18 protein-coding genes and 1 pseudogene are annotated in these 20,977 nt (G+C 72.3%); 7 read left to right on the top strand and 12 right to left on the bottom strand.

What is annotated here, in order from left to right; translation table 11 throughout:
• Positions 1-151: 151 nt before the first annotated feature.
• Together AB0L21_RS22370 and AB0L21_RS22375 are read right to left on the bottom strand one after the other, a co-directional pair.
• Positions 152-3,907 (bottom strand): serine/threonine-protein kinase, encoded by a 3,756-nt coding sequence (locus AB0L21_RS22370; protein WP_365785915.1) that lies wholly within the window; start codon positions 3,905-3,907, stop codon positions 152-154.
• A gap of 298 nt (positions 3,908-4,205) precedes the next feature.
• Positions 4,206-4,676, bottom strand: a complete 471-nt coding sequence (locus AB0L21_RS22375) for a nuclear transport factor 2 family protein (RefSeq protein ID WP_365710964.1) — start codon at positions 4,674-4,676, stop codon at positions 4,206-4,208.
• Between the two features lie 100 nt (positions 4,677-4,776).
• Between AB0L21_RS22375 and AB0L21_RS22380 the strand changes: the two genes are divergently transcribed.
• Positions 4,777-5,355 (top strand): TetR/AcrR family transcriptional regulator, encoded by a 579-nt coding sequence (locus AB0L21_RS22380; protein WP_365785917.1) that lies wholly within the window; start codon positions 4,777-4,779, stop codon positions 5,353-5,355.
• 285 nt (positions 5,356-5,640) lie between these two features.
• Here AB0L21_RS22380 and AB0L21_RS22385 read toward each other — a convergent pair whose 3' ends face one another.
• A complete protein-coding gene (locus tag AB0L21_RS22385) occupies positions 5,641-6,654 on the bottom strand; it encodes a YihY/virulence factor BrkB family protein (protein WP_365711548.1) in 1,014 nt (337 codons plus the stop codon).
• 630 nt (positions 6,655-7,284) lie between these two features.
• On the opposite strand from AB0L21_RS22385, the gene AB0L21_RS22390 reads away from it, so the two are divergent.
• On the top strand, positions 7,285-7,950 hold the full coding sequence (locus AB0L21_RS22390; RefSeq protein WP_365785919.1) for a hemerythrin domain-containing protein: 666 nt from the start codon (positions 7,285-7,287) through the stop codon (positions 7,948-7,950).
• Here the strand turns inward: AB0L21_RS22390 and AB0L21_RS22395 are convergent.
• A pseudogene (locus tag AB0L21_RS22395) lies at positions 7,859-8,108 on the bottom strand (XdhC/CoxI family protein); the annotation flags it as partial. The gene AB0L21_RS22390 and the pseudogene AB0L21_RS22395 sit on opposite strands and share 92 nt — an antisense overlap.
• A gap of 405 nt (positions 8,109-8,513) precedes the next feature.
• Between AB0L21_RS22395 and AB0L21_RS22400 the strand changes: the two are divergent.
• Entirely contained in the window at positions 8,514-8,786 is a 273-nt protein-coding gene (locus AB0L21_RS22400) for an acetyl-CoA synthetase (protein WP_365785921.1), read from the top strand.
• Positions 8,787-8,831: 45 nt separating this feature from the next.
• Here the strand turns inward: AB0L21_RS22400 and AB0L21_RS22405 are convergent, their stop codons facing one another.
• Both AB0L21_RS22405 and AB0L21_RS22410 read right to left on the bottom strand, forming a co-directional pair.
• Positions 8,832-11,471 (bottom strand): glycosyl hydrolase, encoded by a 2,640-nt coding sequence (locus tag AB0L21_RS22405; RefSeq protein ID WP_365785923.1) that lies wholly within the window; start codon positions 11,469-11,471, stop codon positions 8,832-8,834.
• A 578-nt stretch (positions 11,472-12,049) separates the two neighbouring features.
• Entirely contained in the window at positions 12,050-13,513 is a 1,464-nt protein-coding gene (locus AB0L21_RS22410; protein WP_365711068.1) for a DHA2 family efflux MFS transporter permease subunit, read from the bottom strand.
• 91 nt (positions 13,514-13,604) lie between these two features.
• Here AB0L21_RS22410 and AB0L21_RS22415 point away from each other — a divergent pair, with 91 nt between their 5' ends.
• Positions 13,605-14,036, top strand: a complete 432-nt coding sequence (locus tag AB0L21_RS22415; RefSeq protein ID WP_365711060.1) for a MarR family transcriptional regulator — start codon at positions 13,605-13,607, stop codon at positions 14,034-14,036.
• Between the two features lie 101 nt (positions 14,037-14,137).
• Positions 14,138-14,797, top strand: coding sequence for a hypothetical protein (locus AB0L21_RS22420; protein ID WP_365785925.1), 660 nt, complete (start codon positions 14,138-14,140; stop codon positions 14,795-14,797).
• An 84-nt stretch (positions 14,798-14,881) separates the two neighbouring features.
• Here AB0L21_RS22420 and map read toward each other — a convergent pair whose 3' ends face one another.
• From map to AB0L21_RS22450, 6 genes are all read right to left on the bottom strand, one after another.
• Positions 14,882-15,649 (bottom strand): type I methionyl aminopeptidase, encoded by a 768-nt coding sequence (gene map, locus AB0L21_RS22425; RefSeq protein WP_365785927.1) that lies wholly within the window; start codon positions 15,647-15,649, stop codon positions 14,882-14,884.
• Between the two features lie 247 nt (positions 15,650-15,896).
• Positions 15,897-16,823, bottom strand: a complete 927-nt coding sequence (locus AB0L21_RS22430) for a class I SAM-dependent methyltransferase (RefSeq protein WP_365711054.1) — start codon at positions 16,821-16,823, stop codon at positions 15,897-15,899.
• Positions 16,802-17,497: an isochorismatase family cysteine hydrolase gene (locus AB0L21_RS22435; RefSeq protein WP_365785929.1), complete on the bottom strand. Its 696-nt coding sequence runs from the start codon at positions 17,495-17,497 to the stop codon at positions 16,802-16,804. Before AB0L21_RS22435 ends, AB0L21_RS22430 begins: the two co-directional genes overlap by 22 nt.
• The gene (locus AB0L21_RS22440) at positions 17,494-18,624 is read right to left on the bottom strand and encodes an isocitrate/isopropylmalate family dehydrogenase (RefSeq protein ID WP_365785949.1); all 1,131 of its coding nucleotides are present in this window, start codon (positions 18,622-18,624) and stop codon (positions 17,494-17,496) included. Before AB0L21_RS22440 ends, AB0L21_RS22435 begins: the two co-directional genes overlap by 4 nt.
• Positions 18,624-19,160 carry an EF-hand domain-containing protein gene (locus tag AB0L21_RS22445; RefSeq protein ID WP_365711050.1) on the bottom strand — a complete coding sequence of 179 codons (537 nt, stop codon included), beginning with the start codon at positions 19,158-19,160 and terminating at the stop codon, positions 18,624-18,626. The genes AB0L21_RS22440 and AB0L21_RS22445 overlap by 1 nt, the downstream gene beginning before the upstream one ends.
• Positions 19,161-19,424: 264 nt before the next feature.
• Positions 19,425-20,048 carry a histidine phosphatase family protein gene (locus AB0L21_RS22450; RefSeq protein ID WP_365785932.1) on the bottom strand — a complete coding sequence of 208 codons (624 nt, stop codon included), beginning with the start codon at positions 20,046-20,048 and terminating at the stop codon, positions 19,425-19,427.
• 56 nt (positions 20,049-20,104) lie between these two features.
• Here AB0L21_RS22450 and AB0L21_RS22455 point away from each other — a divergent pair, with 56 nt between their 5' ends.
• Entirely contained in the window at positions 20,105-20,242 is a 138-nt protein-coding gene (locus tag AB0L21_RS22455; RefSeq protein ID WP_365785934.1) for a hypothetical protein, read from the top strand.
• A gap of 154 nt (positions 20,243-20,396) precedes the next feature.
• Complete coding sequence (locus tag AB0L21_RS22460) at positions 20,397-20,954, top strand: pyridoxamine 5'-phosphate oxidase family protein (protein ID WP_365711044.1); 558 nt, start codon at positions 20,397-20,399, stop codon at positions 20,952-20,954.
• Positions 20,955-20,977 lie beyond the last annotated feature (23 nt).

A 20,977-nucleotide genomic window follows, 5' to 3' on the forward strand; every position in this document is an offset into this window, starting at 1 on the left:
CTGCTGTCGGTGTCGCGCGTCGCGGGGGGCAACCCGGTCGCCCGGAGCGACCCGGAGCACTGGGCCGTGGTCTTCTGGCATTGTGCGGGCTGCCGCGCCTACTTCTGCGACCGGTGCGTGACCCGGCGTGTGTTGCGCAGGCCGGTCTGCGTCAGCTGCGCAGGCGTCCTCGCCAAGCCCGATATCGAGTCCTTGCTGAACTGAGCGCCCGCGCCGGCCCCCGCCGCGGTGCGGGCAGCGGACGCGGTCCCTGCCACGCCGCGGCCATCCGCTCCAGCTCCGCCCGCACGCCGTCCGCCCGCAGCCACCCGTATCCGGCCCGTGCGAGGTGACGCAGCAGCAGGTCCGCGTCGGCCTCGGACCACACCGGCTTCCCGTGCCGGGCCAGCCCGGGGTCGTACGACACCGCCTGCAGGCCGGGCGGCACAGGCCGCCCGAACGGCGTGTGCGCGGCGAGGAACGCCTCAAGGTGTGGGCGGGCGCCCTCGTCCCAGTCCGCCGGCTCCCTGGCCTCCAGCTCCCAGTCGAGCTCCCACCGGCGCAGGGTCCGGTCCGTCCCGGTGGAGACCGCGTAACGCCCGTCGGCACTCAGGTGGACCGACAGCACCCAGCGCCGGTGCCCGCCCAGGGTGCGCAGGCAGCGTCCGGCCCGCAGATCCAGCAGCCGCACGGTCGTGTCCCAGTTGGCGGCCAGCGCGAAGCGGCCGTCCGTGCTCAGGGACACCGCCGTCATCGGCTCCGCGTGCCCGTCGCTCCCGGCGTGCTCCTCGAAGACGTGCACACGCCGCCCGTCCGCCACGTCCCACAGCGCCACCCGCCCGTCGCCGTTGGCGGTCACCGCGTGCCGTCCGTCCGTGGTGAGCTGGGCCGAGTACAGGAGTCCCAGCAGCGGCGACCGCGACCTGACGTCGCGGCTCAGGTCCTCGAAGGTCCGCACGCGGTGGCCGGAGTCCAGCTCCCACATCCGCGCCCTGCTGCCCTGGCCGCAGGAGAGAACGAACCGCCCGTCGGCGCTGGGGCACACCGAGTGCACCCCCTGCCCTCCGTCCGCGTAGGCCCGCAGCATCCGTCCGGTCGCCAGTTCCCACCAGCGCACGGACCCGTCCTCCCCGCCGGAGAAGGCGAAGCGCCCGTCGCCGCTGAAGCTCACCGAGCGGACCTTCGCCCCGTGCCCGTCCAGGACGCCCAGGCAGCGACCGGTGTGGACGTCCCACAGGCGGACCGTCCCGTCCTCCCCGCCCGACAGGGCGAGGCGTTCGTCGGCGCTGAGAGAGACGGCCTCGACCGCTCCGTCGTGCCCGTCGAAGGTACGCACGCACCGGCCGCCGTCCTCGAAGTCCCACAGACGCAGGGTGTCGAGGTCCGCGCACAGCGCGCGCCGGCCGTCGGCGGTGGCGTGGGCCTGCTTACCGGACGTGGGCAGCTCGACGGTCCCGGCGGGCCAGGCTCCGCGCACCCCCGTCCGTACGGTGACCAGTGAGAGCCGGTGCCAGGCCGCCAGGGCACGGGTGTCCCGCTCGTGCCCCGGCAGGGCGCGTGCCTCGGCCACCAGGGCGAGCGCGTCCGCGTACCGCTGCCGCCCCGCGGCCGACTCGGCGTCGTCCAGCAGCGCGGCGACCCGGTCGTCGTACCGGGTGAGTTCGGTGTGGGAGCGGGGGCGGCAGATCTGGAAGGGCGCGGTGTACGCGTCGGGGGTGGGCAGCTGCCACAGTCGTACCCGGTGGTCGCCCCCGGTCAGCACCCGCCGTCCGTCCGCGCTCAGGCTCACCGAGGTCACCTGGGAGAAGTGCGCGTCGTAGGTGCGCAGACAACGCCCGGTGGCGGGTTCCCACCAGCGCAACGTGCCGCCGATGGCCCCGGACACCGCGAACCGCCCGTCGGTGCTCAGCTCGGCCGTCCAGGGGGGCCGGGCGTCCGCCCGCAGGGTGCGCAGGGACCGGCCGGTCGCCAGGTCCCACCACACCAGAGCCCGGTCGTCCCCGCCGGTCAGCGCGTGCCGCCGGTCGTGGCTCAGCGCGGCCGGCCAGATCGTGCCGCGGTCCAGGGTCCGCACGCGGCGGTCGTCCACCAGGTCCCAGAGCACGGTCTGACCGCCCACGAACAGGGCGAGCCGGCCGTCGGCGCTCAGGCAGGCGGCGTTGACCTCGGGGCCCGCCCCGCCCAGACCCGCAGGGGAGTCGACGACGCGCAGACAGCCGCCGGTGGCCACGTCCCACCAGCGCAGGGTGCCGTCCCAGCCGCCGGTCAGGGCGCTGCTCCCGTCGGGGGTGAGGCAGACGGCGCGGACGGAGCCGGTGTGCCCGGAGAGCCTGCGCAGGCAGCGGCCGGTTCCGGTGTCCCACAGCCGTACGTCGCCGTCATGCCCACCCGTCAGGGCGAGACCGCCGTCCGGGCTCAAAGACACCGCGTGCACGGCGGCCCGATGTCCCCTGAGAGCGCGCGAGCGGCCGGTGGCCGTGTCCCACAGCCGTACGTCCCCGGCGTCGTCACCGGACAGCGCGCGGCTGCCGTCCGCGCTGAGACTCACCGCGTGCACGAACGCCCGGTGCCCGGTGAAGGTGGCGAGCAGGCGCCCGCCGGCGGCGTGTTCGCGCTCGGCGTGCGCGAGCGCGTCGCGCAGGGCCGTGCCGGCGTCCGCGTCCGCGGTCGTGGCCGACGCGCGCAGGAGGGGCAGGGCGGACTCGTGATCGCCGCGTTCGAGGTGCACCTGGGCGAGGAGGTGGTCGGCGGGCGAGGGCCCTTCCGCGCTCGCCCTGGCCGACTCCATCCGGTCCACCAGCGCGTCGTCCGCGAGCGTGCCGGACCGCCACCTCAGCAGCCCGAGGTTGTACGTGGCCTGCGGGTGCTGCGGGTCGGCGGCGTGCGCCTCGGCCAGAGCAGCCTCCGCCTCCCGCGTGCGGCCGAGGTCGAGCAGGGACATCGCCCGGTTGTTCAGCCCGTCGGCCCGGTGCACGGCGGCGTTCTCCGCCCGGCGCGGATACGGCCGGCCAACCTCCCGCGCGTACACCTCGGCCAGCTCCCCGGCCACCGCCGCCAGGTCGTCCGGCCGCTCCTCGACGCGCTCGCGCAGACAGCGTTCCAGCAGATCCGCGAGCGCTGGCGGCATCGAGGTCACCGCGGCCTCGGGCGGCGGGCTCAGCCGGTACGCGGCGAGCGCCGCCCCCGCGGCGGACCCCACGCCCCACGTCACCGCCCCGGTGAACATCTCCAGCACGCTGACCGCGAAGCTCCACACATCGGTGCGACGGCTCAGGGGCGCGCCCCGCACCTGCTCGGGTGAGGCGTACGCGGGCGTCAACCCGCCGTGCGTGACCAGAAGTGTTGCCTCGTCGGCCACGTGGCCCGAGGACGGCGGCCGGGTACCGAAGTGCCGGGCCCGCGCGAGCCCGAAGTCGGTGATCTTCGCGGTGCCCTGCCGGTCGAGCAGCACGTTGCCCGGCTTGACGTCCTGGTGCACCACCCCGCTGAGGTGGGCGTGCGCCAGTCCGCGCGCCACCTGGACCGCGATGTCCAGAATCCGGCCCACCACCTCGTCGCGTGCTCCCCGGTGGAGCCGGCCCCCGTCGATCGACTCGCGCAGGCTTCCGCCGTTCACGTACTCCGCGAACACCCGCGGCACCCCGCCGATCGTGCGCACGTAGTGACATCCGCACAGGTGCGGATGGAGTTCCAGCCCCACCCACGTCTCCGCCTCACGGACGAACCGTTCCTTGTCCGCCTCGTCCCGGAAGAGTTCCGGACGCGGGCTCTTGACGGCGAGATCGGTGCCCCACCCCAGGTGCCGCACCCGGTGAACCAGCCCCATGCCGCCCTGACCGAGAGCACCGGTCACCTCGTACACCCCGAGGACCCGGTCACCGACCCGCCAGTCCCGCCACTGCCCCGCCGCTGCCGCCCCCTGCCGCATGAACTCAGAGTAATGCGCCCGGTACGGCTTGCGCTGCACCACTCGTCGGTGCCGGCGGGTGCTGGCGGTGACGCCGTCCATGCAGGGCGTGCACACGCCGACGAGGGCGGCATCGATGCGGTGGGCGGTGGCCTTGTCGAGGATCTGGAAGCCGTCGGCGGCTCGGGCGACTACCGCGATCCCCGTTCGCCTTCACGTGCGGGCGGTGGGTGCACGGGCGGCGATGACGGCGCGGCCGGAGTGGCGGGTGACCGGGTGAACTCCCCGTCACGTGCCTCCCCGCACAGCGCCCTGGTTTTCACAGCCCGAGGTCGGACAGGCCCGGGTGGTCGTCGGGCCGGCGGCCCAGCGGCCAGTGGTACTTGCGCTCGGTCTCGGCGATGGGCAGGTCGTTGATGCTCGCGTGGCGCGCGCGCATGAGGCCGTTGTCGTCGAACTCCCAGTTCTCGTTGCCGTAGGCGCGGAACCACTGGCCGGAGTCGTCGTGGTACTCGTAGGCGAACCGCACGGCGATGCGGTTGCCGTCGAACGCCCACAGCTCCTTGATGAGGCGGTAGTCCAGTTCCCGGTTCCACTTGCGGGTCAGGAACTTCACGATCTCGTCGCGGCCGGTGAGGAACTCCGCGCGGTTGCGCCAGCGCGAGTCGGGGGTGTAGGCGAGGGCGACCTTCTCGGGGTCGCGGGTGTTCCAGCCGTCTTCGGCGTGGCGGACCTTGCTGATCGCCGTTTCCCGGGTGAACGGCGGGAACGGGGGGCGCTGCTCGGACATGACGCACTCCTCGGGGAAGCTCCACGGCAGTGAGAACGGTCGTTCTCGCTTCCCCCTACACTAGGAGAACGATGGTTCTCACGCCAAGGGGGCAAAGACCTTGGACACCGATCCGGCGCGCGAGCGCATCCTGGACGCCGCCGAAGACCTCTTCTATGCCCGAGGCATCCAAGCCGTCGGCATGGACATGATCCGGGACTCCTCGGGCGTCACTATGCGGCGCCTCTACCAGCTGTTCCCCTCCAAGGGCGACCTCGTCGAGGCCTACCTGGCCCGCAGGGACACCCGCTGGCTCCACAGCCTCGCCGCCCACGTCGACACGGCCGCGGAAACTCCACGGGAGCGGCTGCTCGCCGTCTTCGACTGGCTGGAACACTGGTTCACCCAGGCCGACTTCCACGGGTGCGCCTTCGTCAACTCCTTCGGCGAGCTGGGCGGCACATCACCCCAGGTCGCTGCGGCGGCCCGGCGCCACAAGGACGCCTTCCACGCCTACGTGCGGGAACTGGCGACAGCCGCGGGAGCGGCGGCAGACACCGGCACCCAGATCGCCCTGCTGGCCGAGGGAGCCATGACCACCGCCGCCATCTCAGGCACATCCGCACCGGCCCGCCAGGCCCAGCAGGCGGCGCAACTGCTGCTGACGCCCGGCACACGCCACGTCGCCTTCCCCGCGTAGCGCGGAGTCGTCGGCGCCTTCGCGGTACGGGAGGATGACGCATGCTCGCACCGCCGGCACACCAGCAGCTGACTCTCCTCGGCTGCCTTGACCGGTCGGCTCGGCCGGCTGGTCGCCGCGTGCGTTTCCGCAGGCCGGGCCAGTCGCGATTCTTCTCGACGGCGAGGCCGGCTTGGAGGACCCGGCGGGATTCGCGCCGCTGATGCTGTCGCTCCAGCCGGTGCGGCTTCGTCGCGGCGAGCGGGTGTTCCTGTCCCTGGCCGGCCAAAGGGCGCGCTCACCGCCTCAGCGGGCGTCGTCGGGGGGTTCGTCGTGCCGCGGGTCGGGCGGCGGTTCGAAGTGCACCCGGATCTTCTGGAAGCCCTTGAACGCCTCGGTCGCCGCGTACGACTGGTAGGCACGGCGGTCCGCCGGGCTGAGGTGCACCCGGTCCGTGAACGGTGTCAGCAGGCTGCGCGGCCACAGCCGCATGACCCGCACGGCCCCCACCTCGGCGGCTGTGACGAAGATCAGCGCCCCTGCGTAGAGCCAGGCGAACAGCCCCAGAACGATGCCGAACAGGCCGTAGGTGGCTGTGGCCCCGCGCAGGACGTGGCTCACGTAGTAGGAGCCCACCCACTGCAGCGCCTGCCATGCGAGAGCAGCGCCCAGCGCCACGCCGAGGAGCCGGCGCAGCGGCAGCGCCCGGTGCGTCAGCAGCCAGTAGCTCAACAGCAGCAGCATGGTGTTGAGACACACGGAACCCGCGGTGGCGACCAGCCACGTCCCGCCCCGCAGCCGTGCGCCGAGGACGTGTGTCGCCGAGCCCGCCACGGACAGCAGAGTGAAGGCACACAATCCGAGTGCCAGGATCAACAGGAAGATCAGGCCCTTCAGTCGCGACCGCAGCGGATCGGGACGGGCGTGCCTCGGGACGGCCCAGATCTTGTTGAGCGCGTACTGCGCGGCCTGGGCGACGCCCAGAGAACCGTAGAGGCTGGCGACGATACCGGCGGCCAGTGCCGCACCGTTGCCGTGGAAGGAGCGGATGTTCTCCCCGATCTGGTCACCGATGACCGGGAACTCGCTCAGGGCGGAGTCCAGGACACGTTGCCGCAGGGCGGGATCCTCACTGAGGAAGGTGCTCAGGACGACGACGAGGATCAGCAGCAGTGGGAACAGCGAGAGGAAACCGTAGTAGGTGAGAAGGGCCGCGAGGTACAGCGCCTGGTCGTCGTAGAACTTGTACAGGACGGCGAGCGGCAGGCCCATCCAGCGGTGCCGTCTCTGATAGGCGTCCAGGCGCGCGAGAAGTCTCATGATTCATTCCCGGTGAACGGCCGTGGCGGATGCGAGCGCCCTTCGGGAGTGCCGCAAGTGGCGATCCGGTCCCGTGGTCACGGTGCTGCCTCCGGTCCCCGCCGGCTGTTGTGCCAGGCGATGGCGCGCCTGATCTCCGGCTCGTGCAGACCGGCGCGGCATGGGAGTTCCACGACGGTGAGGGCGGGCGGTCCGTGGGTGGGCGCGCGGGTGATCTACAGCTCCGCACAGGTCGCCCAGCTCAAGACGGATCACTGCCGCCTCTTCCTGCTCGCGTTTCCACTTCGGCATCGGATCTCGCCACCACTGTGGTCGGGGAGGGTCTGCCTGAGCCCGCGCTCGGCCGCACGGGGAGCACGCGCCGGGTCATCGGCGCCACCGGCGGCGAAGCTCGGCACTGCACGTCATCAGAAGTCTCCGCCCACCCCGTTCCGAAACGGGCGGGCCGGTTCTCCACCCGGGTGGAGTCCACTGCCGACCGTCAGCTGACGGCCTTCGACGGCACCTGCCAGGGTGGGCGTGATGCTCCATGACCGCACCTGCCGCATCGGTGACGGTGCCGGTTCCGGGGCGCGTGAGCGCGGCACCGATGGGTACCCGCGACCGCTGGGACCAACGCGAGGAGGGACCATGGGCACGCTGACGAAGTCCTCCGCTCCGCATGTGCCGCCGATGTCGCTGCGCGTCGGGAAGGCCACGGCCAAAACCGCGAAAGCCGCACCCGCCTGGTCACTGAGGGTCGCACGCACCCTGGGCGGTGAGAACGCCGTCGACCTGCTCATCCGCCAGCACCGGCAGATCAGGCTCGGATTCCTCAAGGCCGCGCTTCCCGGCCCGTGGCGCTCACGCAACTTCCACCAGCTGATGCGCCTGCTCGCCGTGCACGAGGCCGCTGAGGAAGCGCATGTCCATCCCGTCGCCCGGCGGGCGCTGCGGCAAGGTCGTGAGCTGGCCGCCCGACGGCGCCACGAGGAGAAGGCAGCCAAGGAGCTGCTGATCGCACTGTGGCGCACCGGCCCGGACGGCCGCGGTTATCTGCGCCGCCTGAACGAGGCCCGGCGAATGATCACCCAGCACGCTGCCCGGGAGGAACGCGAAGAATTCAAGGCACTTCGGCAGGCCGTCAGCGTGCCCCGGCTTCGGATGCTGGGCGCCGAGGTCAAGCTGACCCAGGCGTACGCGCCGACCCGGCCGCACCGCTGGGTCAACAACGAGGCCACGAACAAGCTGGCCGCGCCGGTCCTCGGCCCTGTCGACCGAGCACTCGACGCCGTTCGGGACCGCACGGCCCCGTGACCGGCAGCCGCTCCCGCTGCGCAGGCCGGTGGATCGGGCCGGTGATCCGGTACAGCGGCGATGCACGGCGGTTCCTCGGGCGTGCGGGCACCGAGGTCGAGGCCGATCGGTGAACGCAGCCGGGCCGGCTGTTCCTGGGACACACCGGCCGCGCTCAGCAGGCGCAGGCGTTTCCCGCGAGACCGCTCCTTCTCCGTGGCGGCGGGGCATGCTGGGAGTCGGGCCGGGGACCGGGAGGTGTGGGGATGCGGTGCCGGGCCGTGGGATGGCTGGTCGCCGGGGTGGTCGTCCTGGCCGCGTGCGGCACGTCGCCCGGTGGTGGATCAGCCGGGGGGTCGTCCGAGAACCGCTCGACCGAGTCACCGGGCGGTGCGCCGGCGAGCGGCTCCGATCCCTTCGCCTCGCCCGTGACCACATCCCCGGCTTCGACCGGGGCCGCGGGCCCGGCGGGGCCGGGCCCGTCCGCGCCCGCCCTCCCGTCCTCGGCTTCGGCCGCCCGCTGTGTCGCGGGACGGACCGAGGTCACCGTCGCGCCGGGTGATCCGCTCCGGCGGCAGGTGTGCGTGCGGCCCGGGACCGTGGTGTCACTGGTGCTCCGGCCGCGCACGGACGACAAGCGGTGGACGGCCGTGCGGAGTTCCGCGCCGGCCTCCGTCCTGGTGTCCGGCTGGCGCGTGGATGCCGACGGCACCGCGCACGCCTCGCTGCGGTCCGCGGGTGCCCGGGGCGGCAGTGCCAGGATCACCGCGCTGGCCAAGGCGCCGGACGTGGCGGGAGCGGCGCGGGTCACGTTCGCTCTGGACATGTCGGTGATCCCGTACGCGCGGGAGCGGTGACCCGGAAAACCGGAGGTCACCCCTCCCTTCACCGCGCAGTGTGCGTCAGCCGCAGTCGCGCACCTCGATGGTGTGGATGCCGCGGCCGTGGGTGGCCGCGTACAGGGTGCTGCCGTCGGGGCTCAGCTTCAGCTGGAGCACGGCGACGGCCGGGAGGCTGCCGACCCGCTGCCACTTGGTGCGGCCGGGCGCGCGGTAGACGACGCCCAGGTCGGTGGCGACGGCGAGGCCGCCGTTCGGCGTGACGATCGCGGAGTTGGCCGGCACGTCGGGCAGGTTCGCCGAGATGTCCTTCCAGGTGGTTCCTCCGTCGGTGGACTCGAAGACGTGGCCGACGCCGGCGCCGGGGCCCTCGGTCCAGTGCCGGGAGAAGCCGTTGACCGCGAGGAAGACGTGGTCGGCGTTCTTCGGGTCGATGGCGAAGCCGCTGAGGTAGCGGTTGGGTACGGTTCCGTCCACGGGCAGGGCGATGGCGTGCCAGCCGCTTCCGTCCGCGTTGCCGACAGAGATGCCGCGGGCGAAACCCTGGTTGTTGCAGGGGCCGCACCAGGCCGCGTACACCTTGCCGCCCGAGGCCGCGACGGCGGTCGCCGTGTGGCCGGCGCCGAGGTCGTACACGCTCTTCCATTCGTCGCCGCTGCGGATGGCGTAGCCGTGGGTCTGCACCCAGATGTGCCGGCCGCCGGCGATCCACGTCGAGCTGCTCTTCATGTCGGCCGCGAGCGGGGCGATGAAGCGGGCCTCACCGGTCGCGTTGTCGGCCGGGGCGACGTTGTACGAGGTGGCCCTGCCCGGATCGGTGATCCAGCTGCCGTCGTTGACCGCGCAGTTCTGGGTGACCTGGATGGCGAGGTAGACGTACTCCTCGGCGATGTCGCAGCCGTTGGCCGGGTCGGTGAGCGTGTCGCCGCCGTCGCCGCCGAAGTCGGAGCCCATGACCTTGTCGTTGCCGCGCAGGATGGACTGGCCGTTGTCCTGCAGGCCGCCGGTGACCGAGACGCCGCCGTGGTCGAGGTCCTTGCCGATGCCGACCGAGTAGTACTGGAGGGTGTCGATGGTGCCGTCGTTGAGGGAGGTCCAGTCGGTGGCGTGGCCGGAGGTGTCCTGCGAGCCGTTGACCGGGCGTTTGTAGACGCCGCCGTCGTTGCCGACGTACACGAAGCTCTTGCCGTGGTAGCGGCCGATCGCGACGCCGTGCTGGTCGGAGTGGGTGGTCTGGTTGCAGTCGCCGGTCTGCTTGGCCGGGTCGATGCTCCAGCAGGAGAAGGTGAAGTTCCAGTACGGGCCCACCGTCGACCAGGTGCTGCCGCCGTCCTTGGTCTCGTAGACCTCCTCCAGGCCCGCGTAGACATGCTCCGGGTCGCTCGGGTCGACGGTGAGGAACTGGTTGTACCAGGCCTGCACGCCCGGCATGTAACCGGCGGTGGTCAGCGCGGAGCCGGCGCCCGCCAGCCCCTTGTAGTCGGCGATCTTCGTCCACGGGCCGGTCGGGGAACCGGACGGGGAGACGAAGATGCCCTCCAGGCCGCTGTCCGGGTTGGTGTTCAGCTGCTCCGGCGACTGGTCGACGGCGTAGTAGCGCGAGCCGTCGGCGGACCGGGCGAAGGTGACGTTGCCGACGTTGTCCGCGTCGGTCGGCAGGTCACCGAAACCGCCGGTGATGCGGGTCCAGGTGCCGTTGACCCTGGTGTAGAAGCCGTTGTAGTCGTCACCGCTGCGCCAGCCGACCGCGAGCACGACCTTGCTCGGGTCCTTCGGGTCGATCGCGATGTCGTTGGCGATGTTCTTGTACGCGGCGTCGGGATCGTCGTCCTTCGAACCACCCGGCAGATAGGCGGGGTTGGGCGCGTACTCCAGTTTCCAGGCGCCCTTCAGCGTCTTCGTGGAGTGGCTCCACACGCCGGCGCTGGTCGCCGCCCACACCGTCCCGCCGCCGAAGCGCAGCTCGTGGATGGTGGTGGACTCCAGCTCGTCGCCGCCGACCCGGCTGCGCGAGGAGAAGGTGCCGTCGTGCGGGTGGGACAGGACGTAGACGCCGCTGCCGAGGTAGGCGTCGGCGTTGGTGGTCGCCTCGCCGGTGCCCAGCCACAGCCGCCCGGCGCCGTCGAGCGCGAGCGCGCCGGTGGACTGGGACGGCAGCTTGTCGCTGATCGGCTTCCAGTGCCCGCCGCCTCGCTCGGACCGCCAGACACCACCGCCCGCGCTGCCCGCGTACACGTACCCGTCGTCGTCGGCGGCGATCGCGGCCATCCGGCCGGTCACATTGCCCGATCCGCCGCTGGAGTTGGAGTCGATGTCCCGGTACCGGGAGTCGTCGGAGTTGTACGGCAGGCCGGTGATGTGGCGCCAACTGCCGCCGGTGCCGGGCAGGTCGGTCATGCTGGTCCAGGCGGCGCCGTACGCGCCGGGGGCGACGATGCCGGGTGAGGTGCGGGCCTCGGCGTACTGGTCCGCCCCCTCGGCTATCTCGTCCGCCTCGTTGCCGTCCTCGTCCTCGGCCGTCGCCTCAGGGCTGAGCGCCCCTATGGATGTGTCGCGTTCGGCGGCGAGTCGCGCGAGGGTGCGCGCCCCGAAGGGGCTCTTGCTCTTGCCGGACGCGGCGCCTGCGGGTGTCGCGAGGAGTCCGGCGGATGCGGTGAGGGCGCAGATCGTGAGCCATCGTCTCTTACGGGTCGGTGCTGACACCAGGTCCTCCGAAAACGGGTGGTTGTACAGCCGTCGTGGAGAACCCGATCAGCGCGGACGGGAGGTGTCCGGCACTTGAGAAGCCTTTGACCAGAACCTGCCATTCAGGAGGCCTGCGCCCGAAGCCGGTCGGCTCATCAGCCCCCGCAGTACGGGCGGACCACGCCGGCTCACCCCGGAGCCGGCTCATCCGCCACAGCCCCACAGCGCCCCGCGCCCACCCGGGCGGCGAGCGGCAGCAGGACGGCGGGAGAGCGGCGGCCGGCCCTTGGCCGGAAGTGGCGGAGGCGCCGTACGTTCGCCCCTTCGCGGGGTCCGGCGCCGACTGGAGTGAGTGCTGGTGACCCTGGCTTGCGCAGGGTCCGCACCGAGTCACCGGTGACGGTCGTGGTCGATCCGCCGCTCGGCCTCGTGGACGCGCATGACCCGCCGGACCGCCCGGCGCGCCCCCACCGCTGGGCGGGGCGGGCGCGGGCAAGGTGAACGAGAAGACGGCCGTCGCCGCCGGCGACGCGCGCCATGGGCTCGCCGCAGCCGAGGCGCGGCAGCGGCGCCACCCGCGCTGCCACCGCCCGGAATCAGGAGCCGACCCGATCGCGTCGCCGCCGACGGACAGCCGGCCGACCGGTCCCGCTCCCGCTGCCGCGGGCGGCGGCACGGGCAGGACCGTCCGGCACGGTGAACGAGAAGACGGCCGTCGCCGCCGCGATCGCGGCGAGGGCGAGATAGGCGTGCTGGTACGCGGTGACGGGTGGTGCCGCGCCGGCGTCCGGCGGGGTGCCGAGGACGAGGGCCGTGGTCACCGCGGCCGGCGCGAGCGCGCCGCCGGTCTGGCGTACGACGGTGTTCAGCATGGTGGCCTGCGCGAGGTCCGTCCGGTCGATGGTGGCCAGGGAGGCGACCGTGGTCGGTATGAAGAAGCAGCCGATCGCGGCCCCGAACAGGAACATGTAGCCGCGGAAGCTCCACAGGCCGGTGTCCGCGTCGCAGGTGGCGAGGAGCACCAGCACCGCGCTGACACCGGCCATGCCGCAGCCGACGATGAGGCGCGGACCGACCCTGGCGTACAGGACGCCGACGATCTGCACGGTCAGCAGCACGCCGAACGCCTCGGGGAAGGTGGTCAGTCCCGACTCCAGCGCCGTACGGCCCTGGGCCTGCTGGAGGAAGAGAGGGCTCAGGTACAGGGCGCCCATGACGGGGATGAGGCCGACCAGGTTGATCAGGTTGGTGTCCCGGAAGAGCCGGTCGGTGAACAGCCTGAGCCGCAGCAGGGGGTGAGCGGTGCGCAGTTCGACGGCGACGGCGGTGGCCAGCAGCACCGCGCCGAGGACGAGGGAGACGAGGACGGCGGCGGACGTCCAGCCGCGGTTGGGTCCCTCGCTGATGCCGAACATCGCGGTGCCCAGCGCCCCCGCGCTCAGCAGCAGGCCGGGCAGGTCGAAGCGGCCTGGCCGGCTGCCGCGGTCGCCGGCCAGGAACAGCGTGCCGAACAGTACGGCCGGCAGACCGACCGGCAGATTGACGTAGAAGACCCACCGCCAGGACAGGTGGTCCACCAGCAGCCCGCCCAGCACGGGGGCCGCGGCCGGGGCGATCTGCTGCGGAATGATCATGTAGCGAGAGAGGCGTACCTGCTCGGCGGAGGTGAAGGTGCCGAACAGCAGCGCGGTGGAGGCCGGGAAGAGGACACCGGCCGACAGCCCCTGTACGGCACGGTAGGCGACGAGCTGGCCGAGCCCGGCCGCCGCCCCGCACAGCAGCGACGAGCCGAGGAAACCGGCCAGGGCGGTCAGCAGGACGCGTTTGCCGCCGCATCGTTCGACCAGCCAGGCCGAGGCCGGTATGGCCATGGCCAGGCAGACCGGATAGACGACGACCACCCCGTCCAGCGCGGCGGTGGTCAGCCGGAACTGACGGGCGATCGAGGGCAGTGCCACCGTCGTGATCGCTCCGTCGACGATCGCGATGAACGTCACGCTGACGCATACGACGGGGACGACCAGACGCTGGCTGATGCGGTCGGGCAGTGCGGACAGCACGGAGTGACGTCGGTGCATATGCTGAGCATACTCACTATGTGCTTACTCAGCATATGGCTTCCATGCCGCGGGACAGGAGAGACTGGGCACCATGGCAGTGCAGGGCAGCAGCGACATCCTGATCGACGAGCTGTACGAGACGACACACCGGCTACGGCAGTTCGTGGAGGCCCGGTTGAGGGAGAAGGGGGCCTCCGTGGCCCGGCTGCGCGCCATGCGCATGCTGGCCCAGGCCCGGAAGCCGCTGCGGATGCGGGACCTGAGCGAGAGGGCGGGCATCGCGGCCCGTACCGCCACCACGATCGTGGACAGCCTCGAACGGGACGGGCTCGTGGAGCGGGTACGCCACCCGCAGGACCGGCGCGCCTTCCTGGTGCGGCTCACCGACGAGGGGCTGCGCTGCCACCGCGAGGCGGAGGAGATCGACCGGCTCGCCCTCGCCGAGGCGACCGCCGCCCTGGACGCGGACGACCGCGAACAACTGCGGGCGCTGCTGGCACGCATCCGCGACCACACCGTCTGACGGCGACGCCACGGCCCTGCGCACGCAGCGGCGGCAGGCCGGCCGAGCCCTTGATCGCCGCCCGTCCCCTGACAGCGGATGACCGCTGATACGGTCCCGCCATGGCTACAGCGGAGAGATCAGCGAGCAGCCCGGTTACCGCAGCCGACGTCGAACATGCCGTCCGCTTGGCGCTCACCACTCTGCGTGGGGCTGGGGCGCGGGACTGGAGCGTCAAGGCCGGTTCCCTGGAGTGGGATTGCTGGGAGACCGTCGAGCACCTCGCCGACGACCTGTTCTCCTACGCCGTCCAACTCAGCCCGGCGAACCCGCCGCTGGACACCCACGTCCCCTTCGCGTGGGGCCGGAAGAGGCCGGGCGGCCCGGCGAATGCCGTCTTCGCGGACCGCGAGGCCGGTACGGCCGGTCTGCTGGACGTGCTGGATGCCAGTGGCGGCTTGCTGACCGCGATCGTCCGCACCACGCCCCCGACGGTCCGGGCACACCACGTCTTCGGCGCCGCCGATCCCGAAGGCTTCGCCGCCATGGGCATCGTCGAGATCCTGGTGCACACCCATGACGTCGCTGAGGGCCTGGGCCTGGAGTGGACGCCGCCCGCCGACCTGTGCGACCGCGTGCTGGCCCGGCTCTTCCCCGACGCCCCGAGCGATACCGACCGGTGGCCAACCCTCCTCTGGGTCACCGGTCGCGCTGAGCTTCCCGGCCGGCCGCGCCTCACCACGTGGCGCTGGTACGGCACACCCCGCGTCGGGGATGAGTAGTGCGGCGGCCGACGCTGACCGGGAGTGGTACGACGCCGGCACCTCAGCCGGCACTCCTCGTGTGATTCCTCGGGCAGGAGAGCGTCAGGGCAGGGTCAGGATGCGGGGGCCCTGGTCGGTGATGGCGACGGTGTGCTCGATGTGGGCGGCCCTGCTGCCGTCGGTGGTGCGCAGGGTCCAGCCATCGCTGTCGGTGCGGTAGGCGTTCTGCCCGCCGGCCATGAGCATGGGTTCGATGGCGAGGACCAGGCCGTGGCGGAGGGGGAAGCCACGTCCGGGGCGGCCCCGGTTGGGGACGTGAGGGTCTTCGTGCATGCGGCGGCCGATGCCGTGGCCGCCGAAGTCGGCGGGCATGCCGCAGCCCGCCTTGCGGGCGACGGTGTCGATGGCGTGGGAGATGTCGCCGACGCGACCGCCCACCTGGGCGGCGGCGATGCCGGCGTCGAGGGCTTGCTGGGTGGCGTCGATCAGGTCCAGGTCGCCGGGGCGGGGCGTTCCCACGGTGAAGGTGATGGCCGCGTCGCCCGTCCAGCCGTCGAGTTGGGCGCCGCAGTCGATGCTCACCAGGTCGCCGTCGCGCAGCCGGTAGCCGGTGGGGATGCCGTGCGACACGGCGTCGTTGACGGACGTGCAGATCACGGCGGGGAAAGCGACCGGGGCGAAGGACGGCCGGTATCCGAGGAACGGGGAGCCGGCCCCGGCCTCGGCGAGAACCGACCGGGCCGCTTCGTCCAGTTCTCGCAGGGACACCCCGACGTCGGCTGCCTCTCGTACTGCGGCCAGGGCGCGGGCCACCACCCGTCCGGCTTCCCGCATCGCGTCCAATGCGGCATCGGTCTTGATCTCCACCATGTGTTCGTCTCCCCGGAGCACGTCGACCCAATACTTATACCGGTATGAGTATCACGGTCATGATGACGGGGAGGCGGCGCTGCGGACAGCGGTGAGGAAGTCGGCCAGGGCGTCGGCGATCACTTCGGGGGCTGCCAGGGAAAGCAGGTGCCCGGCGCTTGTTCACCGGCCAGCAGAACTTCACCACCTTCTTGCGACGCCAGGCCGGCCTGGCCCCCACCTCGTGGACGGCCACCCTCCCGCTCCGTCAGCCCTGACAGCGGGTGACAGGTCCCCGGCGCCAGGCGGGGGCCGTGGCGAAGATCCAGCGGTTCGCCGCCAGGGCGTCGTTCGGCTCCGGGCGGGGGCCGCGGCCGTGCAGGGCGGTGAAGTCGTACGGGGTGCGGACCGTCACCGTCCAGCCCCGGTCGGTGAGCCGGCCCGCCGAGTCGGGGCGTGGCTCGCCGTCGAACAGGGCGAGCAGGTCGATGCCGAGCCGTTGTCTCGCCGCGGTGTAGACCGGGCCGGCCCGTACCCCTGGTGACTCGGCGATGTCCTTGATCTCGTAGGCCAGGGTGCTGCCCGGTGCGCTCAGCCGGTCGATCGTGGCGACGAGGTGACGTTCGGCCGCCGCCGGGAGGTAGAGCAGCAGCCCCTCGGCCAGCCACGCGGTGGGCGCGGTGGGGTCGAAGCCCGCGTCCAGCAGTGCCTCGGCCCAGTCGAGCCGGAGGTCGGCCGCGAGGGTGCGGCGGGCGGCCGTGGGGGTGGCCCCGGTCTGGTCGAGGACCGCTTGTTTGAACGCCAGTACACCTGCGGTGTCCACCTCGTGGACCTGGCAGTCCGGCGGCCAGCGGAGCCGGAACGCCCGGCAGTCCAGGCCCGCGCCCAGCAGCACCACTTGGCGGACGCCCCGGTGTGACGAATGGAGCAGGTGGTCGTCCAGGACGCGGGTGCGCAGGCCGAAGTAGCGGCCCAGGCGGCCCCACAGCGGGTCGGCGTCACCGGCGGGCACCTGCTCCGGGCGGACCGGCCAGCCCGCCGAGGCCGGTGTCGCGCGCACGAAGTGCTCCGCGAACCGGTCCCGGGCCAGAGCGTCCGGGCGATGGGTCTCGATGGCGCGGGCCGCGGCCACCAGGAGGGCGGTGCGGCCCACACCCTCCGTCACACCGGTGTTCAGCCCGGCGGCAGGAGGCACGGCTCCTCCTCGGGTCGGGCCACGGGTGCGGTCCATGCCCGTGGGTCGTGCGCAGTGGTGGTCCGGGCGCCGTAGACGACGCGCATGAACCGCAGTACGGCGTCGTACGGCAGGTGCAGCGCGGCGGTGCAGTCCGTCAGGACGGTCACGTGGAAGCCCTTCTGGAACGCCGTACGGGCGGTGGAGTCCACGCACACGTCCGCGTACAGCCCGGCGAGGACGAGGTGGCCCACGCCCCGCGCGGTGAGGTGTTCCGCGAAACCGTCGCCCAGGAAGGCGTCGAAGCAGGCGTGTTTGGTGAAGACCCGCTCGCCCGGGGCCGGGGCGACGGCGTGGAACTCCGCTCCCCAGGAGCCGTCCAGGCACTTGGGCTGCTTGCCGAGGGTACGGTCCCTCAGCCGCCAGGCGGCCCCCTGGTGCTCGGCGTCGCCGACGAACCGTACGAAGATCACCTCCACGCCGCGCTCGCGGGCCTGGGCCACCGCCCGGACACAGCCGGCGACGGCCTTCTCCAGTACCGCCGGGTCCCTGTCCTTGCCGACGCGAGACTTGTTCTCGCCGGAGCGGGCCCGGGCCGTGTCGAAGCGGGCCCGGGCCGCCGGGCCGGTGCAGAAGTCGTTCTGCAGGTCCACGACGACCAGGGCCGTCGTCCCGTCCGGTCGCCCGGCGGTCATGACCCGCCGGCCAGGGCGGCGTCCCTCGGCGTCCCGTCGGCTCCTGGCACATCGAGGCAGTCGAGCAGGGCGTCGACCACGGTGGTGGTCGAGTGCCGCCCGCCGACGTCCGGGGTGCCGACGCCTCGCTCGTCCAGCATGCGCAGGGCCTGCTCGGTGGCCCGTACCGCTCCGGGGCATCCGGCGTGGCGTTCCGCGACGCGCGCCGCCGCGCGGATCGTCGCCACCGGGTTGACCAGGTCGCGTCCGGCGAGGTCGTCGGCCGATCCGTGCACCGTCTGGTACTCGACCAGACCGGACAGGTCGGGGTGGAGGCAGACGTTCTCGGTGCAGCGGTTCTCCTGCCGGTCCGAGCCGAACCGGTCGAGCAGCATGACGTGCATGATGTCGGCCCACTCGTTCCCGGCGACGATCAGGGTGCGGTCGGGCAGGCCGTGGGTGAGCAGGTTGCGGTTGACCGTGTCCGGCTGGAACAGGTTGACGCGTACGCCGAGCCGGCCGGCGAGGTCGGCCACCCAGGCGTCGAGGGCGCCGTCCAGCAGATGGAACTTGTACGCCATGACGATGCGGTCGAGGTGCCCGTCCGGCCATTCCCGCCGGGCGCGCCGCAGGGCGTAGGTGACGACGGCCTCGGTGATCTCCCGGCTGAAGGTCATGGTGCGGGTGACCTCGCCGGGCGTGTGCCGGTTGTCCCCGGTGTAGAAACCCTGGGCCTGGTCCCGGACGAGGAGCAGGGCGCGCCCGGCGTCGGTGAGCAGGTCGACCTTCACGGCGCGCAGCCGCTGCCGGACGAGGTAGAGGGACTGGGCGTTGATGGCGGTGCGGAAGACGGCTTCGGTGCCCTGCTCGGCCCGGGTGCGGCAGAACCGTTCGTAGTGGTCGGCGTCCTCGGCGGTCAGCGCTCGGATTCCGGCGACGTCCCGTTCGGCGCGGAGCGAGACGTAGGAGTGGTAGAGGCGGGGAGAGCGCTCGATCGTCACGCCGTGCGGGTGACCGGCGGTCAGCGCGCCCAGCACCTGCTCGAAGACGTCCGCGACCTCGGGGCCGGTCCCCCGGCCCACCGCGAGGCCGATGACGGGCTTCGTGGCACGTAAGTGCCGTTCCGGTCCCGGGACTTGGGGGCGGATCACTGGGGGGTGCCCGCGGTGAGGTGGTCGCCGGGGATGCCGGCCTTCTCCGGGCGGTAGTAGTCCCGGATGCCGTCCGCCCAGGTGACCACGGGGACGCGGTCGCCGTCGACCGGTTCGAAGGCGTCGAACAGGGCGTCGATGTTGGGACGTTGGAATCCGATGGCCGTCATCAGGGCGGTGAAATGGGGACGCTCGACGAAGCCGTCGCCGTCCGGGTCGCCCATGGTGGCCAGGGCGGCCGCGAACTCGTCGACCGTTGCGTCGAACCGCTCCGGGTCGAGCACCACGGCGGTGAACTCCTCGGCGCTGATCCGCCCGTCGCCGTTGGCGTCCAACTCCCGGACGAGCGTCTCCCAGTAGCGGCGGAAGGCGCCGAGCATCGTGCTCTTCGCGGTGTCGCCGGCCTCGGGCACCGCCGCGATGACCCGCTTGCCCATCAGCTCGAAGTCGCCGTCTTCCAGAACGCCGTTGCCGTCGGCGTCGAACAGGGAGAAGACGAGCTGGACGCGGTCGTTCGCCTCGGTGGTGGGCATGGTCTGTCACCTCTGCTGGAGCGCTGTTCGACGGGACGCCGCCGGACCGGGCAGGCCCCGGCGGCCCCTCCACTATCGGCTCGCCGCCGGGAGCCTGGCGAAGAAATCCGGGTGTGTGCACACGAAAGAAGGCAATCGGGTGGTTGGCGCATGAAGCGGTACGGTCCTGGAAAGCGGCGCCTTCCCGAGAGGCGGGCGGGGGTGGAGGTGCGGTGCTTCCACGCACGGACCTGACGGGCGCCTTCAAAGGGCCTGACCGGCGCCTCAGATGTGCGACTCGGGGGGAAATCCCGTCCAGCGCAGTTCGACGGGAAGATGCCGCATGTCGTTGGAGACGAGGACGGAGGCGGCCCGGCCGGGGGCGTAGCGGATGACCGTGAGTGCGGCGTTGCCGTGGTTGAGGCCGAGCCAGCGCCACTCGGGTGCGCACATGGCGTCCCGGACGAGCCAGGCGACGAGGAAGTTGTGCGTGACGACCAGTTCGTGCCGGTCCTCTTCGCCGTCCACCGGCCCGGTGAACAGATCCAGTGCCTGGCGGGCCAGCGCAGGGCCCTGCTCGCGCTCCTCGTCGGTGGCACCGGCGAGGAAGCGGAGGTAGAAGTCCGCCGACTCGGCCGGAAGTTCCTCCCGTTCCGGTATGTAGGGCACGTAGTCACCGGCGACGTCCGAGACGCGCAGAGGGACGTTCTCGAGGTGGTCGCCGATCAGGTGCGCGGTCTGTTCCGCCCGTGGCAGCGGACCGTGGTGGACAGCTGTGAAGGGGACGTCCCGGAGGCGTCGGCCGAGCAGTGCCGCTTGCCGCCGGCCGGCCTGGGTCAGTCCGCTCTCGTCAGGCGATGCCTCGCCGTGCCGGACGAGATAGAGGTAACGGGTGGCCGTGCCGGTCATCTCGAACTCCTCTGCACCCACTGGCGATCTTGTGCATCAATGGACGCCGCCTCCGTGTGTGCCGGTTCCCCACCAGTCCACCCGGCCCCGAGCGCTACGCCGCCGGGCTGACCGCCGGGACCGTCCAGGGCCGCTTCGACTTCACCCTCGGCGTGATGATCGACGGGCTCCCGGGGGCACGGCGCGACGCGTGACCAGGCCGGTCGGGGTCCGTGACCAGGCCGGGTCCCGGGTGGCGTGCCCGGCACGGGATGTGAGGCAGCCGGCCGGGGACGATGATGTCGGCGGGGGCTTCAGGTCTCCAACAGTTCTCTGTCAGGTGTCCCGGGGAGAGAAGGGAGATCCGCCATGGCCGCACAAGGCCCCGCGACTCACCCCACGACCGAGCTCGACGCCCGCTACAGCTCCGCGACCAACCCCCGCCCGGGTGCCGCGGACGTCACCGCCACCGAGTGGGCCGAGGCCCAGCGGCAGCTGGAGGCCGCCGAGATCTTCTGGGTGTCCACGGTACGGCCCGACGGCCGGCTGCACGTCACCCCCGTCATCGCCGCCTGGCACGACGGAGTGCTGTACTTCGCCACCGGCCCCGGGGAGCAGAAGGCGAGGAACCTCGCCCACGACGCGCACTGTGCGCTGACCACCGGGGGGAACTCCCTCACCCAGGGGCTCGACCTGGTCGTCGAGGGCACGGCGGAGCCCGTCACCGACCGGGCGGCCCTGGAGAAGGTGATCACGGCGTACGAGGCGAAGTACGGGCCGCGCATCACCTCGCCCGAGGGCCCCTTCCACGGCATCGGGGACGCGTTCCGCAGAGGGGACGCGGTGGTGTTCGCGCTGACCCCGGCCACGGCGTACGGCTTCGGCCGGAACGACGGGGTGTACTCGCACACGCGGTGGACGTTCTGAGCGACGGCGGACACCAGCCGACG

The sequence above is a fragment of the Streptomyces sp. NPDC052721 genome, assembly GCF_040678315.1.
Lineage (GTDB): Bacteria > Actinomycetota > Actinomycetes > Streptomycetales > Streptomycetaceae > Streptomyces.

Coding starts and splice junctions, on each gene's coding strand:
- AB0L21_RS22370 (WP_365785915.1), bottom strand. CDS start 3,907: ATGCGGCAGGGGGCGGCAGCGGCGGGGCAGTGGCGGGACTGGCGGGTC.
- AB0L21_RS22375 (WP_365710964.1), bottom strand. CDS start 4,676: ATGTCCGAGCAGCGCCCCCCGTTCCCGCCGTTCACCCGGGAAACGGCG.
- AB0L21_RS22385 (WP_365711548.1), bottom strand. CDS start 6,654: ATGAGACTTCTCGCGCGCCTGGACGCCTATCAGAGACGGCACCGCTGG.
- AB0L21_RS22390 (WP_365785919.1), top strand. CDS start 7,285: ATGGGCACGCTGACGAAGTCCTCCGCTCCGCATGTGCCGCCGATGTCG.
- AB0L21_RS22415 (WP_365711060.1), top strand. CDS start 13,605: ATGGCAGTGCAGGGCAGCAGCGACATCCTGATCGACGAGCTGTACGAG.
- AB0L21_RS22420 (WP_365785925.1), top strand. CDS start 14,138: ATGGCTACAGCGGAGAGATCAGCGAGCAGCCCGGTTACCGCAGCCGAC.
- map (WP_365785927.1), bottom strand. CDS start 15,649: ATGGTGGAGATCAAGACCGATGCCGCATTGGACGCGATGCGGGAAGCC.
- AB0L21_RS22435 (WP_365785929.1), bottom strand. CDS start 17,497: ATGACCGCCGGGCGACCGGACGGGACGACGGCCCTGGTCGTCGTGGAC.
- AB0L21_RS22445 (WP_365711050.1), bottom strand. CDS start 19,160: ATGCCCACCACCGAGGCGAACGACCGCGTCCAGCTCGTCTTCTCCCTG.
- AB0L21_RS22450 (WP_365785932.1), bottom strand. CDS start 20,048: ATGACCGGCACGGCCACCCGTTACCTCTATCTCGTCCGGCACGGCGAG.
- AB0L21_RS22460 (WP_365711044.1), top strand. CDS start 20,397: ATGGCCGCACAAGGCCCCGCGACTCACCCCACGACCGAGCTCGACGCC.